At 66.5% G+C, this 16,908-nt stretch carries 16 protein-coding genes; 7 read left to right on the top strand and 9 right to left on the bottom strand.

The window, feature by feature from the left end:
- Positions 1-19: 19 nt before the first annotated feature.
- The 6 genes from QTI04_RS14995 to QTI04_RS14970 form a co-directional block, all read right to left on the bottom strand.
- Positions 20-2,146 (bottom strand): DUF6600 domain-containing protein, encoded by a 2,127-nt coding sequence (locus tag QTI04_RS14995; RefSeq protein WP_286616293.1) that lies wholly within the window; start codon positions 2,144-2,146, stop codon positions 20-22.
- Between the two features lie 132 nt (positions 2,147-2,278).
- Complete coding sequence (locus QTI04_RS14990) at positions 2,279-3,427, bottom strand: PHB depolymerase family esterase (protein ID WP_286616292.1); 1,149 nt, start codon at positions 3,425-3,427, stop codon at positions 2,279-2,281.
- A gap of 36 nt (positions 3,428-3,463) precedes the next feature.
- Complete coding sequence (locus QTI04_RS14985; RefSeq protein ID WP_286616291.1) at positions 3,464-3,889, bottom strand: CopG family transcriptional regulator; 426 nt, start codon at positions 3,887-3,889, stop codon at positions 3,464-3,466.
- A 62-nt stretch (positions 3,890-3,951) separates the two neighbouring features.
- Positions 3,952-5,829, bottom strand: a complete 1,878-nt coding sequence (locus tag QTI04_RS14980) for a TRAP transporter large permease subunit (protein WP_286601751.1) — start codon at positions 5,827-5,829, stop codon at positions 3,952-3,954.
- Complete coding sequence (locus QTI04_RS14975) at positions 5,826-6,482, bottom strand: TRAP transporter small permease subunit (RefSeq protein WP_286601752.1); 657 nt, start codon at positions 6,480-6,482, stop codon at positions 5,826-5,828. Before QTI04_RS14975 ends, QTI04_RS14980 begins: the two co-directional genes overlap by 4 nt.
- Before the next feature lie 88 nt (positions 6,483-6,570).
- Entirely contained in the window at positions 6,571-7,686 is a 1,116-nt protein-coding gene (locus QTI04_RS14970; protein ID WP_286616290.1) for a TRAP transporter substrate-binding protein, read from the bottom strand.
- A gap of 179 nt (positions 7,687-7,865) precedes the next feature.
- Between QTI04_RS14970 and QTI04_RS14965 the strand changes: the two genes are divergently transcribed.
- Positions 7,866-8,330 (top strand): rhodanese-like domain-containing protein, encoded by a 465-nt coding sequence (locus QTI04_RS14965; protein ID WP_286616289.1) that lies wholly within the window; start codon positions 7,866-7,868, stop codon positions 8,328-8,330.
- Between the two features lie 119 nt (positions 8,331-8,449).
- Here QTI04_RS14965 and lysM read toward each other — a convergent pair whose 3' ends face one another.
- Positions 8,450-8,911, bottom strand: coding sequence for a peptidoglycan-binding protein LysM (gene lysM, locus QTI04_RS14960; protein ID WP_286601756.1), 462 nt, complete (start codon positions 8,909-8,911; stop codon positions 8,450-8,452).
- Positions 8,912-9,025: 114 nt separating this feature from the next.
- On the opposite strand from lysM, the gene QTI04_RS14955 reads away from it, so the two are divergent.
- A complete protein-coding gene (locus QTI04_RS14955) occupies positions 9,026-9,799 on the top strand; it encodes a type III pantothenate kinase (protein ID WP_286616288.1) in 774 nt (257 codons plus the stop codon).
- A gap of 5 nt (positions 9,800-9,804) precedes the next feature.
- On the opposite strand, the gene QTI04_RS14950 is transcribed toward QTI04_RS14955, so the two are convergent.
- Complete coding sequence (locus QTI04_RS14950) at positions 9,805-10,905, bottom strand: M14 family metallopeptidase (protein ID WP_286616287.1); 1,101 nt, start codon at positions 10,903-10,905, stop codon at positions 9,805-9,807.
- Positions 10,902-12,125, bottom strand: coding sequence for a M20 aminoacylase family protein (locus QTI04_RS14945; protein ID WP_286616286.1), 1,224 nt, complete (start codon positions 12,123-12,125; stop codon positions 10,902-10,904). Before QTI04_RS14945 ends, QTI04_RS14950 begins: the two co-directional genes overlap by 4 nt.
- Positions 12,126-12,234: 109 nt before the next feature.
- On the opposite strand from QTI04_RS14945, the gene argE reads away from it, so the two are divergent.
- The 5 genes from argE to QTI04_RS14920 all read left to right on the top strand — a co-directional run bounded on the left by argE (position 12,235) and on the right by QTI04_RS14920 (position 16,892).
- Complete coding sequence (gene argE, locus QTI04_RS14940; RefSeq protein WP_286601947.1) at positions 12,235-13,443, top strand: acetylornithine deacetylase; 1,209 nt, start codon at positions 12,235-12,237, stop codon at positions 13,441-13,443.
- Between the two features lie 113 nt (positions 13,444-13,556).
- Positions 13,557-14,663, top strand: coding sequence for a DUF445 domain-containing protein (locus QTI04_RS14935; RefSeq protein ID WP_286601761.1), 1,107 nt, complete (start codon positions 13,557-13,559; stop codon positions 14,661-14,663).
- A 56-nt stretch (positions 14,664-14,719) separates the two neighbouring features.
- Complete coding sequence (dapF, locus tag QTI04_RS14930; RefSeq protein WP_286601763.1) at positions 14,720-15,595, top strand: diaminopimelate epimerase; 876 nt, start codon at positions 14,720-14,722, stop codon at positions 15,593-15,595.
- Positions 15,592-16,281, top strand: a complete 690-nt coding sequence (locus QTI04_RS14925) for a DUF484 family protein (protein ID WP_286601765.1) — start codon at positions 15,592-15,594, stop codon at positions 16,279-16,281. Before dapF ends, QTI04_RS14925 begins: the two co-directional genes overlap by 4 nt.
- Positions 16,278-16,892, top strand: coding sequence for a YdcF family protein (locus QTI04_RS14920; RefSeq protein WP_286616285.1), 615 nt, complete (start codon positions 16,278-16,280; stop codon positions 16,890-16,892). Before QTI04_RS14925 ends, QTI04_RS14920 begins: the two co-directional genes overlap by 4 nt.
- Positions 16,893-16,908: the final 16 nt, after the last annotated feature.

Raw genomic sequence — 16,908 nt, 5'->3', positions numbered from 1 at the left:
GGAGTCGCTGCGCCGGGTGCTACGGGCGGTCGGGCTGCTGATTGGGATCCCGGCCGGGGATGCCCGACCGTTGCTGCCGTTGCTGCTGCTGCGCTTGCAGCGCGCGTTGCTGTACCTCTTGCGCCTGGCGAATGGCCTGTTGCTGTTGCGCCTGCTGAGCTTGCAGCATCTGCTGCTGCGCCGCCTGCATTTGATGCTGCGCCTGTATCTGCTGCTGCGCGCGCAAGGCCTGTTGCTGCTGGACTTGCTGCATCTGCTGGATTTGAGCCTGGGCCGCACGCTGCTGCATTTCCTGTTGCTGTCGCAGGGCCTGCTGCTGTTGCTGTTGCATCTGCTGCGCCTGTTGCGCCTGGGCCTGTGCGGCGCGCTGCTGGACTTCCTGCTGCTGGCGCATCGCCTGTTGTTGGAGTTGTTGCGCCTGTTGAGCCTGCATCGCCTGCGCCGCGGCACGTTGCTGGATATCCTGCTGTTGCCGCTGGGCCTGCTGGAACTGCTGAGCTTGCTGGGCCTGGATCGCCTGGGCTGCGGCACGCTGCTGCGCTTCCTGCTGCTGGCGTTGGGCCTGCTGGATTTGCTGCGCTTGCACGGCCTGCGCTGCGGCGCGCTGTTGCACTTCCTGCTGCTGCCGTTGCAGGTTCTGGAACTGCTGGGCTTGCTGCGCTTGCTGGCCCTGGATGGCCTGCACCGCGGCACGCTGCTGCACGTCCTGCTGTTGGCGCTGCGCTTGCTGGAGCTGCTGCTGCGCCTGTTGCATCTGCCGCGCCTGCTGGAACTGCTGTTGTTGCCGTGCCTGGAATGCGGGCGGCGGGAGCATGGTGGCGGGCCGGCCGTATGCGCCGTGCGGTCGATCGCCCCGCAGCGGAATCGGGGCGCCCATGCCCACCGGAACGCTCACGAGGCGGTCGGGCGGGACGCGCACGACATCACGTCTTGCGATGGGGCCTCGGCCGAAGAGGTCGATGGGCACGATCGTGACCGCGCCGGGCGTTTGCGGGTTCGCGTAGCCGCTGCGGCCGCCGCGTCGCTGGTAGGCCGCCGCGCGGTTGGCTTGGTCGATGTACCTCTGGCTCGCGTGGTAACCCGGCCGCCAGGTTTCGCCCGGGGCGAGCGGGAACCATCCGACGCCATGGCGGCCGCCCGGGATCAGGTTCGGGTTCCTGCCGGCGGAACCGCCCACGAAGCCCACCACCGCGGGCGAATAGATCGGACGCCCATGCGGCCGGCCGGGCACCCAGCCCCATCGCGGGCCGATGCGCGCCCAGCGGCCGTAGTGGGCGGGCGCAAAGCCCCAGGGCGCGGCGTCGATCCAGGTCCAGCCCCATGGCGCCACGTCGACCCATTGGCCGTCGCGGTAGGGCGCCCACTCGGTATCCACGCCGCGCGGGTACCACACGTTGCCGTAGTCCGGATCGTTCTGCCAGTCGCCGTAGGCGTCGAGTTGCTGGTAGCCGACCACATCGCGCGAGACGTAGCGCGCGGAAATTGACTGGTCTTCGATGCGGTCGCGCTCGGCCACCCAGCGATCGAATTCGCCGCTGGCGCGCGCGGGCGCGCCGTTGGCGGCTGCGAGGTTGCGGCCCGAGGTCGTGATCTGCTGGTGTGCGCCCAGCGGCATGGATTCGCCGCCTTCGCCGTACAGCGTGACATTCCCCGCGGCGACGGCGACCCGCGTCGTGCCCGCGGTTGGGTCCGTCTCGATGCGGTAGTCGCCCGGCGCATCGATGACCACGGCGAGGTTGCCCGTATCGACTTCGAAGCGCTGGCCGGCCAGGTCGTCGCGAACGCGAACTTGCACGCTCCCCTGCTCGGCGGTGATGCGTGCGGTGTCGTCGTCGATTTCGGACAAGGTGACGCTGGTCTGCTCGTCCAGCCGCACCGCGGACGAACCAACGTGCAGTTCGGCGCGTGCATTGCGGTCGGTCCAGAGTCGGTCGCCGGTGGTCAGCGGGCGATTGGGCACGACTTCGTACCAGCTGTCATCGCCGGCGGGCGAGAAGCTCACCGCGCCCTGGTGAAAACTGAGCCGGCCGACTCTTCCGGGCGGGTCCTGCTGCTGCGCGGCAGCCTGAAACCCTGTCAGAAGCAATGCCAATCCCAGCAGCCACGCGGCCACGCGGCCTGGAAGCAAGGTGCTGCGTTGTCTCATGGATATTCCTTCGTCATTCCGGAATCAACGCGCGAGCGGGCTTGCGCGCTGGCATCCGCTTTGCAAAGCAAAGGAAATATCTCGTGCTGGAGGCAACCGCGTGTAAGTCCGGCGCGCGTGCCGGTGTGGGCCTCACTGCACGGTGGCGGGAGAGGCGTGGGGGTGCGCAAGAAAGAAGCGCAGCATTTCGGCGCTGGCATCCGGTCCCGAAGGGTCGGTGAAGGATCCCTGCGAACTCCCGCCGGCCCAGGCATGCCCGGCACCATGCAGTACCCAATGCTCGACCGCGGAGCGCCCTTCGGCGCTGGCGTAGGTGCGGCGGGTGAAGGTGCGGCCTTGCGTCGATGTGCCGCTGGCTTCCTGCGGGGCCGGGGCGGCGGTTTCCGGCTGCCCGGCGAGCGCTGCCGCGACCACTTGTTCGCCATTGCGCGGATGGACCGTGGAATCGGCATCGCCGTGGAAGACGATGGTCGGGGGCATCCGGCCGGCCGTTTCGCCCTTTGCGTGGCCGCTTTTCATCGCGGACAGCGCTGACATCAGATCGCTTGCCGCGCCGGTCGGCAACCCCGAGTGCACGCCGACAGCGGCGAAGAGGTCCGGGTGCGTGCGCCCGAGGATGTCCGCCATCGCGCCCCCGGCCGAGAGACCGGCGACATAGACGCGGGCCGGGTCGACCGACTGCACGGCCATGACCGAATGGGTGAGGGCGGCCAGCAACGCCGGCTCGCCGCGTTCGCGCTGCTGGTGCTGGGGCTTGAACCAGTTCCAGCATTTCGACGAGTTGGCGTGCTGCGTCTGCGCAGGGTAGAGCACGAGAAAGCCGTGTTCGCGCGCCAGCTGGTTCATCTGCGTGCCGGCCGCGAAGTCTTCCGGGTGCTGGGTGCAGCCGTGCAGCATCAGCAGAAGCGGACGCGGCTCGCCCGTGCCCTTCGCGGGCACGAAGAGCTTGTACGCAATGGACCGGTGCTGGTGGGCGAAGAGGCCGTCGATCCACTCCTCCTCCGACTCGGTGGCGGGTGTGAGTGAGGGCGTTTGGACGGCGGGCGCCTCGACTACCGAGGGAGCCGCTTCGACCAAGCGTGCCTCGACGTCGACGACCAGCGTGTCCTCGTTGGCGGCGCGGGCCGATGGGGACGCGGCGTCGGCCGGACGACCGGCAGTGGATTCCTGGGCGCCCAATCCGCCCAGCGCGCGCTGGATGGCGCGCGTCGCTTCGCGCAGGTTGCCGGTGCTGGTCAGACGGGTGGCCTGACGCATCAGCCGTTTGAAAAGGGGATTCATGGGGCCTTGGGTTGGAGGAAAAAGGGGGAAAGCCGGTCAATGGATCCGGTCGGCCAATGCCGCCTTGACGGCGGGGCTCGCATGCAGCGCGCCGAGTACGGTGATGGATCCGATGGTTTCGAGCGCGAGTTCGGGCGTCACGTCCGCCGAGATGCTGGCGAGGCCGAGCACGCGAATCTCGAGCTTCTCGCCGGCGCGGCGGATCGCTTCGAGCTCGCCGACGCCGAACTGCTGCAGCCCCAGCACGAGCATCTTCCGCGCCACCACCTGCTTCAGCGCATCGCCGTGGGTGGTGAGCTGGTTGCGGATGGCGGTGCGGATGAAGTCTGTGCGGTTCGAATAGAAGCCTTCGGCCACCATCAGGTCGATATGGCCGAGATCGACGTAGCCGAGATTGATCGTGATCTTCTCGGCGTCGGGGAGTTTGGTCCGTGGGGTGACCGGGGTAGGAGCTGTCTGCATGTCGCCATCCTATCACCATCCCATTGGATGGTGATAGGATGGTAATTTCTAGACTGAAGCCTCTAGCCCCCGTACAGGTATCTCGGCAGCCACGTCGTCAGGCCCGGCCAGATGTACATGAACACCATGCACAGGATCACGATGAACATGTACGGCATCATCCCCGCGAAGATCTGGTTGAGCGTCACGTGCGGCGGTGACACCCCCTTCAGATAGAAGGCCGACATCGCCACCGGCGGCGACAGGAACGCCGCCTGCAGGTTCACGAACACCAGGACGCCGAAGAGCAGCGGGTCGATCTGGAAGTGCGCTAGCAGCGGCAGGAAGATGGGAATGAAGATCACGATGATCTCCGTCCATTCCAGCGGCCAGCCGAGCACGAAGATGATGGCCTGCGACAGCAGCAGGAACTGCAGCGGCGTCAGGTTCATGCCCATCACCCATTCTTCGATGATGCGTTGGCCGCCGAGCAGCGCGAACACCGCGGAGAAGAGCGCCGAGCCGACGAACAGCCAGCACACCATCGCTGTCGTCTTCGCCGTCAGGAACACGGCTTCCTTGATGCGTTGGAAGTTGAGCGTCTTCGCCTGCCAGGCCATGAGGAACGCGCCCGCCGCGCCGACCGCGGCCGATTCGGTCGCCGTCGTGATGCCGAACAGGATCACGCCCAGCACCACCAGCGTCAGGATGCCGAGCGGCATCACCGAAGACACCAGCATGCGAAGGATCTCGAACTGCTCGGCGTCCATCTTCGCGTAGTACCAGACGAGCAGCGCAAGGACGAATGCGCAGGTCAGCCAGAAGCCGATGTAGAAGGTCTGGGGCACTGCCTCCGCATGCGGCGCGGCAACTGGCTCGCCGAGGGCCTGGAGACCTTGTTCCCCCTTGGGCGTCGAGCCTTCGGCGCCGGGGGGCTCCTCCAGTCCTTCGGCTCCGGGCGGCGCCTGTAGGTCGCTGGTGCCGGGCGGTTCCGCCAGTCCGGTGCTCTCCTGGGGCGCCGGCTGGGATTGCGTCACCTCCGGCGCAGGGGGCGTGTTGTCCTTCTGCGAATAGATCGTGACGTACCACCAGATGGAGCCCAGCGTCACGGCTGCGAGCAGAACCGGCACAAGCGCTACCGTCAGATAGCGCACCAGCATCAGCCAACTGACACGCGCGCCCGCTGCCGCCGAGCTGATCGCTCGCGCCGGCGCAAGCACCGCCGCGGCCAGCGCCGGCAACAGCCGTTGCGAATAGCTCGCGGCAATGTGTGCCACCTGCGGCGAGATCGGCGCGCGCTGCGCTTCGGGCGGCAGCTTGGGCGCGACCTTCGGCTGGATCAGCGCCCATCCGATCACGTAGATCAGGTACAGGAAGGCCAGGAAGAATCCCGGGAACATCGCCGCCGCGTAGAGCTTGACGACCGACTGCCCGGCCACCGCGGCGTACACGATGATCATCACCGACGGCGGGATCAGGATGCCCAGCGTGCCCCCGGCAGTGATGACGCCGGCCGCGAGTCGCGTGTCGTAGCCTGCGTTGAGCATCGGTCGCATCGCGATCACGCCCATCAGCACCACCACCGCGCCGACCAGGCCGCTCGCGATGCCCCAGAAGGTGCAGATGATCAGCGTCGCCACCGCGAGCGACCCCGGCACGCGGCGGAAGGCGAGCTGCACGCTGTGGAACATCTTGTCGACCAGGGCGCCGCGCTCCATCACGTAGCCCATCAGTACGAACAGCGGGATCGACAGCAGCGTCTCGTTGGTCATCGCGCCGAAGGTGCGTTGCACCATCAGGTCGAAGACGTGGTTGTCGAACCACGGCACGGCCGGGTCGTAGAAGGCGGCGAAGCCGAACAGCATGCCCAGGCCCATCAGCGTGAACGCCGTGGGAAAGCCCAGCATGATCACGACGACGATGAGCCCCAGCATCGTGAGCCCCATGGCAGCTTGGCTCATACCGATTCCCTTCCACGGTGGCGAGCCGCTTCATCCACGTCCTTGGCGCGTTCGATGACATCGCGCCGCGCCTCCTCGTCCACGAAGGTGCTGCTGGCGAGCTGCTGTTCGACCACGTCCATTTCCTCGGCGTCCTTCAGGCGAGGTGTCCATTCGCCGGTGCGCAGGCACACCACGCAACGCAGGATTTCGGCCAGGCCCTGCAGCATCACGATGGCGCCCGCAACCGGAATGACGAACTTGAAGGGGTACACCGGTAGCGGCGTGGCATTGAAGGTCTGCTCGTGCATGGCCAGCGAATCCTGGTAGTAGCCCCAGCCGGCCCAGGTCAGGGCGCCGATGCCGGGGAGGAAGAAGGCGATGTAGAGCACCAGGTCCAGCGTGGCCTGGGTGCGTGGCTTCATGCTTCCGTAGAGGAAGTCGCCGCGCACGTGCCCGTCCTGCGAGAGCGTGTAGGCGCCGCACATCATGAAGAGCGTGCCGTACATCATGTTGTTGACGTCGTAGATCCAGGCAGTCGGCGCGTTGAGCGCATAGCGCTTGAAGACCTCGGCGCATACCACCAGCATCAGGGCGACGATGAGCCACGCAAAGGTCTTGCCGGTCCACGTGCTCAGGCGGTCGGCCGCATGCAATATCTGTTGGGTAGTCATCGGTGCCCCGAAGTACGACAGGCAAAAAGATGCCTTCCGGCCGGGACCGGAAGGCGGGCGCCGCGAGTGCGACTGGGTTGGATGGAGATCAGGCCTTCTTCGCCTGCCCGGAGAAGTAGTGGTTGTAGGCCATCTTGAAATCGACCATGTAGTCGTTCTGCCACTGCCCGGCGGGCTGCGCGAAAGCCTTCTGCGATTCGAGAACCTTCTTGAACAGCGGGTTTTCGCCAGCCTTCTTGGCGATGGTCTTGTCCCACGCTGCGAGTTGGGCGCGCAGGATGGCGTCGGGGGTCTTGTAGAACTTGACGCCGGTCTTCTTCATCTCGACGTAGTCTTGCGTGTTGCGCGCGACGGCCTTCCAGCTCATGTCGGCGCTGGCCGCCTGGACCGCGTAGTCGATGATGGAGCGCAGCTCCTGCGGCAGCGCGCTGTACTTGCCCTTGTTGAAAAGGATCTCGAACTGCTCGCCGCTCTGGTGGAAGCTCTGCAGCATGCAGTTCTTCGCCACATCGGGGAAGCCGAGCACGCGGTCGCTCGACGCGTTGTTGAACTCGGCTGCATCGATCAGGCCACGATCGAGCGCGGGCACGATCTCGCCGCCGGGCAGCGGGTTCACCGCAGCGCCCATCTCGGTAAAGATGTCGACGGCGAGGCCGACGGTGCGGTACTTCAAGCCTTTCAGGTCTTCGGCCTTGGCGATCGGCTTCTTGAACCAGCCCAGCGGCTGCGTCGGCATCGGACCGTAGAGGTACGACACCACGTCCATGTTGATCGACTTGTAGATTTCCTCCAGCAGCGCCTTTCCGCCGCCGTAGTAGTGCCACGCGAGCACCATGTTCGGGTCCATGCCATAGGCCGGGCCCGAGCCCCAGAGCGCTAGCGCGGAATTCTTGCCGTAGTGGTAGGCCACCACACCATGGCCGCCATCGAGCGTGCCCTTGTTCACTGCTTCGAGCAACTGGAATGCCGGCACGACCGCGCCGGAAGGCAGCACCTCGATCTTCAGGCGGCCGCCCGCCATGTCGTTCACCTTCTTGGCGAAGTCGTTGGCGTACTCGTGGAAGATGTCCTTCGCCGGCCAGGTACTCTGGAATCGCAGCGAAGTGGTCTGTGCCATGCTGACCATCGGCGCGGACATCGCGCCGGCCGCCACGGCCGCTCCTTTCAGCAGACTGCGTCGACGGGTCGGTTGTTTCTCGGTCATTGCGTGTCTCCGTTGGTGGGTCTGGACAATCCAGACTGCCATCTTTGATACGTAAACATTCGTGACAAAGAGGGTTTTCACGAACTGGAGAAAAATTGACCTCATCGGCCGGCCTCTCCAGAGCGAAAGCGAGGCCCGCCATCCGCAGTAACCCTAGAACATGCAAGGACGAAAGCATCATGACCCAGCCGGATACGAGCGCGCCGATTCAGGCGAACGCACCCACCGGAGACAGATTCGGCGTGAAGCCCGCCGCAGGCTATGCCGGCGACGTGACGCCCGAGCAGGCAGCTCAGTGGCTGAAGAGCGGCGACGCCGTGCTGGTCGACGTGCGCAGTGATGCAGAGCGCGAGTGGGTCGGCTACGTTCCAGGCGCCGTCGGCCTGGCCTGGAAGCAATGGCCCGGCATGGCCTTCAACCCCGTCTTCGACGAAGGCCTGCGCACTGCGGTGCCGTCAGGAAAGAAGGCGGTGCTCCTCTGCCGCAGCGGCGTACGCTCGATCGCCGCCGCCAAGCGCGCCACCGAGCTGGGCATCGAGGCCTACAACATCCTGGAAGGCTTCGAAGGCGACGCCGACGAACAAGGCCATCGCGGCCACAAAGGCGGCTGGCGCCTCCGCGGCCTCCCCTGGAAGCAAAACTAAAAAGACCGCGCGCCGTACCTTTCCAGAAACACCGCGGAACCGGCTTTGCCGGGCCGCAGGTGTTGCCCCCGGCAGGGGGTAGGCGAAGCGACACGAAGTGCGCGCAGCCTGGGGGCGAGCTAGAGCTTGGGGATGCGGAGCTTCTGGCCCGGATAGATCTTGTCCGGATGACTCAGCATCGGCTTGTTGGCCTCGAAGATCGCGTTGTACTTGTTGGCGTCGCCGTAGTACTTCTTGGAAATCGCCGAGAGCGTGTCGCCGCGCACCACGTCGTGGTACTGCGCCGGATCGGCTGCAGGTGCCTCGAGGTTGTTGTCGACTTGCGTGACGTTGGCAACGTTGCCTGCCGCGAGCGAGGCTTTCTCGCTAGCTTCCTGCGAAGGCGCGTTGCCGGACAGCGTGACCACGCCGCTGGTTGCGACGTAGGCCACCGCCAGGTTCGTGAGGCCGAGATTCTGGGTCTCGATGTACGTCTTGATGGCGTCTGCGGCCACCTTGTTCGCATCGGGTTCCGCTGCGTGCGCGGTGGAACCGCCGAACAGTTTTTCGCCCGCTTCCTTGATGAAACTTAGCAAACCCATGGTTACTCCTTGAATGATTGGAAAGGCCACTTTAACCGCGGAAAATGACGGTCCAGGCGAGGCAGCAGGCGCATGTGCAAGCGACCGTAAGCACAACTCGCAATAATGCCGCGCATGGCATTCCTCGCGATCGACATCGGTAACACCCGTCTCAAGTGGTCCCTCTACGATGCGGCGCGGCCCGGTGCCGCCTTGGTCGCGCACGGGGCCGAGTTCCTCGACCACATCGAGCGGCTCGCCGAAGGCTCCTGGGCCGACCTGCCCGCGCCGACGTCGATGCTCGGCTGCGTCGTGGCGGGCGATGCCGTGCGGCGCCGCGCTGAAGAGCAGGTGGTCGAGCGCTTCGACTGCTCGCCGCGATGGGTGGTGTCCAGCGTGGCGGAAGCCGGCATCGTCAACGGCTACGACCATCCGACGCGCCTCGGCGCCGACCGGTGGGTCGCGATGATCGGAGCGCGCCACCGCATGCTCTCGCAAGGGTCTGCACGGCCGATGGTCGTTGTGATGATCGGCACGGCGGTCACCGTGGAGGCTGTCGACACCCACGGAAAGTTTCTCGGCGGGCTGATCCTGCCGGGCCACGGGATCATGCTGCGCGCCCTCGAATCCGGCACTGCCGGCCTGCACGTGCCGACTGGCGATGTGAGGGAGTTCCCGACCAACACCAGCGATGCCCTGACCAGCGGCGGCACCTATGCGATCGCGGGCGCAGTCGAGCGCATGGTGCAGCACGTGCGCGCGCATTGCGGCGCCGAGCCGGCCTGCTACATGACGGGCGGGGCGGGATGGAAGATGGCGCCGAGCATGAATGGCGACTTCGAACTCGTGGACAGCCTCATCATGGACGGCCTGCTTGTGATTGCCGAGGAGCGCATGCTGCCCGGCTGATCGGATCAAGCCGTTGCGGCCAGGCCGTCCACCGCCTGGAACATCGCTTGCCGGGCCTGGCTGATGATCTGTCCGCGCCAGGCATCGGAGTCCGTGTAGAACGCCTCCAGCATCGTTGCGCGAATCGACGCCGCCAGTTCCGCCGGCGCCTCGGGATGCTGATGCAGCCAGTGATCCGCGCGCAGCGCGCCCATCACCTCCATGACGGGCACGGTCCCGTATTCCAGTGCGATGCCGGTGTACTCGGCCCGCGGGCATTCTTCGTACACCGCGTTGAACATCAGGCCGGTGAGGAATGCGGAAGTGGACGAGCCGTCGTAGATCGACGTGACGGGTGCGGCCCGCGAGCCCCACCACGCGTTGGCGCGCGCGTAGGCGGCCTTGTCGTCCTTGCACGAAAAGATGCGCTCCCCGATCCCGTTCGGACCCAGGCCCGTGTGCAGGTCGATCCACGCGAGTTGGCGCGCCGATTGCGCATGGGTGCGCAGGACGTCGCGAAAGGTCTTGTTGCTCCACGTTGGCGCGTTGCCGCCGAAGAAGAGTCCATTCGAGAACTGGTATTGGCCTCGGGTCACGGCCGCCTGGAAGGCGGACGCGCCGTGCTGGTCGATCCACGCGGCGATCGCTACCTGGTTCTCCGAGGTGGGCGGCCAGTCGGCGGGCAGCAGCAGCGCATGCAGGCTGGCGTAGGGCTCGTTGACGGGCAAGGGCTCGTCGAAATCGAAGAAATTGCGGTTGAGGTCGACGTTCTCGTGCGTTACCCGCCGTCCATGCGAAAAGCCGTGCGGATTCAGCGCGTGCACATACAGGACCGCCACACCCTGGTCGCGCGCTTTCCCGCGCCATTCGTCATCGTGCAGCGCGAAGATCTGCACGCCGCTGCCGCAATAGCCTTCGACGCCATGGCAGGCACTGGTCACGATCAGAAGGCGCTCGGCATCGGGTTTGCCGTCCAGCGCGACGTCCATCGCCAGCTCCTCGCCATCGCGTCCCTTCAGGGGATGAGCATGCGAGCGAACTCCGAGGCCGGCGCTCGCACAGGCCTGCAGAAACTGCTGCCGCGCCAGCACGTAGCGGGACGAGAAAGCTTCGCCGACGGCGATCATGCGGCGGCCCCTTCCAGGCCTGTCGAGCTTTTCGGCGTGTTGAGGAACTGCTCGGCCAGCTGCACCCAGCAGGTCGCGCCCAATGGGATCAGGTCGTCGTTGAAGTCGTAGCTCGCGTTGTGCAGCATGCACGGCCCACCGCCGTGGTGCACGTCGCGGTGGCTGCCGTCGCCGTTGCCGATGAAGGCATAGGCGCCCGGCTTGGCGAGCAGCATGAAGGCGAAGTCCTCGGCAGTCATGGCGGGCTCCTGCACCAGCACGTTGTCCTCGCCGACGATGCCGGCCATCACGCGGCGCGCGAAGTTCGCTTCGTCGGCGGTGTTGATGGTCGGCGGGTAGTTGCGGTGGAAGTGGAAGTCGCACTCCGCGTCGTGTGCGGCGCTCACATGCTCGGCGATCTTCTTCATGCGCGCCTCGATCAGATCGAGCACTTCGAGCGTGAAGGTGCGTACCGTTCCCTTGAGCTCGCAGCTGTCGGGGATCACGTTGTTGGCCTCGCCCGCGTGGATCATCGTGACCGAAATCACGCCGGCATCGGTCGGCTTCTTGTTGCGCGTGATGATGGTCTGGAAGGCCTGCACCATTTCGCATGCCACGGGCACCGGATCGATGCCCGTGTGCGGCAGCGCAGCATGGCCGCCCTTGCCGCGGATCGTGATGGTGAATTCGTTGCTCGACGCCATGGCCGGACCGGGGCTGACCGCGAACTGGCCTGCCTTCATGCCGGGCCAGTTGTGCATGCCGAAGACGGCGTCCATCGGGAACTGTTCGAACAGCCCTTCCTTGACCATCTCGCGCGCGCCGCCGCCGCCTTCTTCGGCGGGCTGGAAGATCAGGTAGACCGTGCCGTCGAAGTTGCGGTGCTTCGCCAGATGCTGCGCTGCCGCGAGCAGCATGGCCGTGTGGCCGTCATGGCCGCAGGCGTGCATCTTGCCGGGGTGCTTGCTCGCGTGCGCGAAGGTGTTGAGTTCGGTCACCGGCAGCGCATCCATGTCGGCGCGCAGCCCGATCGCGCGGCCGCTGGTGCCGTTCTTGACGATGCCGACGACGCCGGTGGTGCCGAGCCCGCGGTGGATCGGGATGCCCCATTCCGTGAGTTTGGCCGCCACCACGTCGGCGGTGCGGACTTCATGGAAGCAGAGTTCAGGATGGGCGTGCAGATCGCGTCGAACTGCGGCGATGCCGGCCGCCTGGGTGACGAGGGAATCGATGAGTTTCATGGGCAAGAGTCTAGGCTTTGCTGTGAGCGCCCGCAAAGATCGTGCCCTGCCGGCTCGACACTTCGGCCTCCCTGGCGCGGCGTCGCGGACTTCCGGGACAATGACCCGCATGTCACATGTGCTTTCCCCCCGCAGCCTCGAACTCGCCCAGACGCTCGTGCGAATGAACACCGTGAGCGCCAACAGCAACCTGGAGCTGATCGACTTCGCGCGCGACCACCTGGCCGGGCTCGGCGTGCGCAGCCGGCTCACCTACAACGCCGACAAGACCAAGGCCAATCTCTTCGCCACGCTGGGTGCCGGCAAGAAGGCCGGCGTCATCGTCTCGGGCCACACCGATACGGTGCCCTGGGACGGGCAGGAGTGGAGCGTCGATCCGCTGTCGGCCATCGTGCAGGACTGGCCGCAGGACGACGCCGATGCGGATATCGCCCATGTCGAGCCGAGGCTCTACGGGCGGGGTTCGGCCGACATGAAGAGCTTCATCGCGCTCGCACTGGCCAATGCGGAGCGCTTCATCGAAAGCGATTCGCCCTTCGCGGTGCATTTCGCCTTCAGCTACGACGAGGAAGTCGGCTGCTTCGGCGTGCGCGAACTGATCGCCGACATGAAGGACCAGGGCATCAAGCCGCTGGCCTGCATCATCGGCGAGCCGACCCTCATGGTGCCGGCCATCGCGCACAAGGGCGTCTACCGCTACAAGTGCTGCGTGCGCGGCAAGGAGGCGCATTCGTCGCTCACGCCGCAGTCGGTCAATGCGATCGAGATGGCGGCGCGCGTGGTCGGCAAGCTGCGCGACATGGCGGAGGGCTTCGAGCGCGACGAGCCACGCTACGCAGGATTCGACGTGCCTTTCAGCACGGCGAGCGTGGGCCAGTTCCACGGGGGCATCGCAGACAACGTGGTGCCCCGCGACGCCGAGTTCCGCTACGAATTCCGCAACCTGCCCACGGCCGATGCCGGGCAGATGCAGAAGGAGATCACGAGCTATGCGAGCCGCACGGAAACCGCGATGAAGAAGGTCGCGCCCGATGCCGGCTTCAGCTTCGAGACCATCTGCGAGATTCCGAGCTTCCTGAGTTCCGAGAACGAGCCCGTGACACGGCTCGCGCAGCGCCTGTCCGGGGAATCGCGCACCACGCTGGTCGCGTTTGGCACCGAGGCGGGTCTCTTCAAGAATGCCGGCATCCCGACCGTGGTGTGCGGCCCCGGGAGCATCACGCAGGCGCACCAACCGGACGAATACGTGACGCTCGCGCAACTGGCGCGCTGCGAGGAATTCCTTCAAGGCTTGGCGACGACCCGGGAGATCCGCTGAAAAGGGTTGCACTCGGCCTGCTGTGCGCTGCCGCGCTGCTGTACGCGGTGGCGACGGCGCTCGAACCGAGGCATTCCGGTTGGGGCTACGTCGCCGCCTTCGCGGAAGCGGCCATGGTCGGCGCAATTGCCGACTGGTTTGCCGTCGTGGCGCTGTTCCGGCATCCGCTCGGGCTGCCGATTCCGCACACGGCGATCATCCCGGCCAACAAGGATCGCATCGGCGCCAAGCTCGCCGGCTTCATCTGCAACAACTTCCTGAGTACGCCGCAGGTGCTGGCCAAACTGGAGCAGGTCGATCCGGCTTCCAGGCTCGCGGACTGGCTCTCGCGGCCCGACCGCGCGGAGAAACTCGGCGAGCATCTGGTGGCCGCGGTTCGCTATGGGTTGACCGCTTTCGACGACACGCGAGTCCGCGCCTTCCTGGGGCGCATGGCCACTGCGGGGCTGGCGCAGGTCGATGTGTCACGCCTCGCCGGCCAGGCTCTCGATGCCCTGACGGCGGGCGGCCGGCACCAGGCCTTGCTGGACGACGTGCTGGTGCAGGTCGCCGCCGTGGTCGAGGGCGAGGAGGTGCAGGAGCGCATCACCGAGGCGATCGCCCGCGAGGTCAAGGCTTTGCGCTATGTGGGGCTGGACCAGGTCGCCGCCAAGCTCGCGACCCGCAAGATCGTGGCCGCGGTGGCGCGGACCATCGGCGAGATGGCGGCCGAGCCCGGGCATCCGCTGCGGCTGCGATTCGATACCTTCATGGCGGGTTTCATCGAGCGCCTCAAGACCGACCCGGAGTTCCAGCGACGTGGCGAGGCCATCCGCGCGGACCTGCAGGCGCACCCAGCGCTCGGTGACTACCTGCATGGTCTCTGGAGCGAGGTGCTCGCGTGGCTGCACGACGATCTGGCGAAGACCGATTCGAGCATTCGCCAGCGCATCGTCGGAATGGCCGGCGCGATGGGAGCGCGGCTGCGGGCCGACGACGCGATGCGACGCTGGATCAACGAGCAGATCGTCGACGCCGCGCCGCGCGCGATCGAACGCTACCGCGAAGACATCCGCCGCTACATCGTCGAGCGGGTCGCGGAATGGAATGCGGACGAGATGACCCGCGAGCTTGAACTCAACATCGGGAGGGACTTGCAGTTCATCCGGGTGAACGGGACGTTGGTCGGCGGTTTGGTCGGCCTGGCGATCCACGCAGCTACGCAGGTCTGGAAGGGCTGACCCGGTAGTCCGTGCCGCAGCGAGCCGGCACGCTGAGCGCAGCGGATAATCCCGCGATGCGAATCCGCTTCACCAAGATGCAAGGCGCCGGCAACGACTTCGTCGTGCTGGACGAAACCCGCGGCACGCTCGGCCTGGACACGGCGCAATATCGCTTCCTGGCCGACCGCCATTTCGGCGTGGGCGCCGACCAGATCCTCACCGTGCGGCGCTCGCCGGGCGACGGCATCGATTTCCAATACGTGATCCACAACGCCGACGGCGGCGAGGTCGAGCAGTGCGGCAACGGCGCGCGCTGCTTCATGCGCTTCGTGCGCGAACGGGGCCTGACGGGCAAGGATGCGGTGCGCGTGCAGACGCTCTCCGGCGTGATCGAGCCGCGCATGGGCGCCGACGGCCGCGTGACGGTCGACATGGGTGCGCCGATCTTCGATCCCGCCCGCGTGCCCTTCGACACCGCCGGACTCGATCCTCAACCCGAAGGCGCGTGGGAGAAATGGCACCTTGCCATGGGCACCCGCGCCGGCACTGCCATCGTTTCGGTGGCCGTCCTGTCGATGGGCAATCCGCACGCGGTGCAGATCGTCGACGACGTCGACACCGCGCCGGTCGAAACCCAGGGCCCGCTCATCGAGCACCATCCGCGCTTTCCGCAGCGGGTCAACGCCGGCTTCATGCAGGTCGTCGACCGGTCGCACGTGCGCCTGCGTGTGTTCGAGCGCGGCGCCGGCGAAACGCTCGCCTGCGGCACGGGCGCCTGTGCGGCTGTGGTCGCGGGCATCCGCTTGGGCCTGCTCGATCCGCGGGTCGACGTCCAGACGCGCGGTGGTCTCCTCACCATCGAATGGGCCGGCGACGGCGCGCCGGTGCTGATGACCGGCCCCGCCGTCACCGTGTTCGAAGGCGACATCGAGGTGCCGGACCAGCCATGAATCATTACAACCAGAACGCCATGAATCCCATCACCGAAGACGATATCGCCAACTACCTGTCGAACACGCCGGACTTTTTCGAGCGACACGCGCAGTTGCTGGCGCAGGTGCAGCTGACCAGCCCGCACGGCAACCGCGCCGTGAGCCTGCAGGAGCGCCAGGCCGAGATGCTGCGCGAGAAGATCAAGGCATTGGAGCACCGCGTGATGGACATGGTGCGTCACGGCACGGAGAACGTGGTCACGGCCGACCGCCTGCAGCGGTGGACGCGCGGGCTGTTGACCACGCGCGATCCGCGCGCGCTGCCGACCCAGGTTGCCTCCCAGTTGCAGTCTCTGTTCATGGTGCCGCAGACGGCGATCAAGATCTGGGACTGCGACAGCACCTATCTGGACGAGTCCTACGCCCAATGGGTCAGCGACGACGTGAAGGCCCTCGCAACTTCGTTGACGGCTCCCTACTGCGGCCTGAACGCCGGCTTCGAGGCGGCCAAATGGCTGGCCGAGCCGCATGCCGCGGTGTCGATCGCGCTGATCCCGCTCCGGCAGGAACCTGATGCGCCGGCTTTCGGCCTCCTGGTGCTCGCATCGCCCGACGCCCAGCGCTTCAACCCCGAGATGGGCACCGACTTCCTCGAGCGCATCGCCGAACTCGCCTCGGGCGCTCTGTCTCGGCTGCGGTCTTGAGCCCCACGGTCCAGCGCTCGCTGATCGGCGCATTGCTGGTCCTGCTGCTGGGCTACGCGGCGATCCACGTCGTGATCTGGCGACATGGGCTGCGCCTTCTCGATCATCCGCCGCAACGTGTTGCCGATGCGGCGCTGATCCTGGGCAACCGGGCGTACCGCGACGGCAAGCCCAACCCCTGCCTGACCGGCCGCGTCGACGCCGGCATTGCACTGGCGAACGCGGGCCGCGTGAGGGGCCTGGTGCTGAGCGGCGGCATCGACAGCGAAGACGGCCGTATCGAAGCCGAGGTGATGGAGCGACACGCGCGCGTGTCGGGCTACAGGGGCCCCCTGCTCCTGGAGCCGGTGTCATCCTCCACGCGCGAGAACCTCTCGATGTCGCGCGCCGTGCTGAAGGCCGCGGGGGTGAAGAGCGTGATCATCGTGACTGAGCCTTATCACCTGTGGCGTGCCGAGCGGTTGGCGCGCGCCTCAGGTTTCGATCGGGCTTTCGACGTTCAGTACGCTGCCGCTCCGACCTCGTGCTGGCGGCGTTGGGGCATGGCCTTCAAGGGCGCATTGCGCGAGCCTCTGGCAATCGCGAACAATGCCGCCAATGGATACTTTTAGCGCGCCCCCAGGCTCG

It is taken from the genome of Variovorax sp. J22R115, from assembly GCF_030317005.1.
Classification (GTDB): domain Bacteria; phylum Pseudomonadota; class Gammaproteobacteria; order Burkholderiales; family Burkholderiaceae_C; genus Variovorax.
Note: the sequence above shows the minus strand (reverse complement) of the source record. Positions and strands in the feature narration are given on the sequence as shown.

What these genes read in the sequence shown, in the direction of transcription:
- QTI04_RS14995 (WP_286616293.1), bottom strand. Translation starts at nt 2,146, where the DNA reads ATGAGACAACGCAGCACCTTGCTTCCAGGCCGCGTGGCCGCGTGGCTG.
- QTI04_RS14990 (WP_286616292.1), bottom strand. Translation starts at nt 3,427, where the DNA reads ATGAATCCCCTTTTCAAACGGCTGATGCGTCAGGCCACCCGTCTGACC.
- QTI04_RS14985 (WP_286616291.1), bottom strand. Translation starts at nt 3,889, where the DNA reads ATGCAGACAGCTCCTACCCCGGTCACCCCACGGACCAAACTCCCCGAC.
- QTI04_RS14980 (WP_286601751.1), bottom strand. Translation starts at nt 5,829, where the DNA reads ATGAGCCAAGCTGCCATGGGGCTCACGATGCTGGGGCTCATCGTCGTC.
- QTI04_RS14975 (WP_286601752.1), bottom strand. Translation starts at nt 6,482, where the DNA reads ATGACTACCCAACAGATATTGCATGCGGCCGACCGCCTGAGCACGTGG.
- QTI04_RS14970 (WP_286616290.1), bottom strand. Translation starts at nt 7,686, where the DNA reads ATGACCGAGAAACAACCGACCCGTCGACGCAGTCTGCTGAAAGGAGCG.
- QTI04_RS14965 (WP_286616289.1), top strand. Translation starts at nt 7,866, where the DNA reads ATGACCCAGCCGGATACGAGCGCGCCGATTCAGGCGAACGCACCCACC.
- lysM (WP_286601756.1), bottom strand. Translation starts at nt 8,911, where the DNA reads ATGGGTTTGCTAAGTTTCATCAAGGAAGCGGGCGAAAAACTGTTCGGC.
- QTI04_RS14955 (WP_286616288.1), top strand. Translation starts at nt 9,026, where the DNA reads ATGGCATTCCTCGCGATCGACATCGGTAACACCCGTCTCAAGTGGTCC.
- QTI04_RS14950 (WP_286616287.1), bottom strand. Translation starts at nt 10,905, where the DNA reads ATGATCGCCGTCGGCGAAGCTTTCTCGTCCCGCTACGTGCTGGCGCGG.
- QTI04_RS14945 (WP_286616286.1), bottom strand. Translation starts at nt 12,125, where the DNA reads ATGAAACTCATCGATTCCCTCGTCACCCAGGCGGCCGGCATCGCCGCA.
- argE (WP_286601947.1), top strand. Translation starts at nt 12,235, where the DNA reads ATGTCACATGTGCTTTCCCCCCGCAGCCTCGAACTCGCCCAGACGCTC.
- QTI04_RS14935 (WP_286601761.1), top strand. Translation starts at nt 13,557, where the DNA reads ATGGTCGGCGCAATTGCCGACTGGTTTGCCGTCGTGGCGCTGTTCCGG.
- dapF (WP_286601763.1), top strand. Translation starts at nt 14,720, where the DNA reads ATGCGAATCCGCTTCACCAAGATGCAAGGCGCCGGCAACGACTTCGTC.
- QTI04_RS14925 (WP_286601765.1), top strand. Translation starts at nt 15,592, where the DNA reads ATGAATCATTACAACCAGAACGCCATGAATCCCATCACCGAAGACGAT.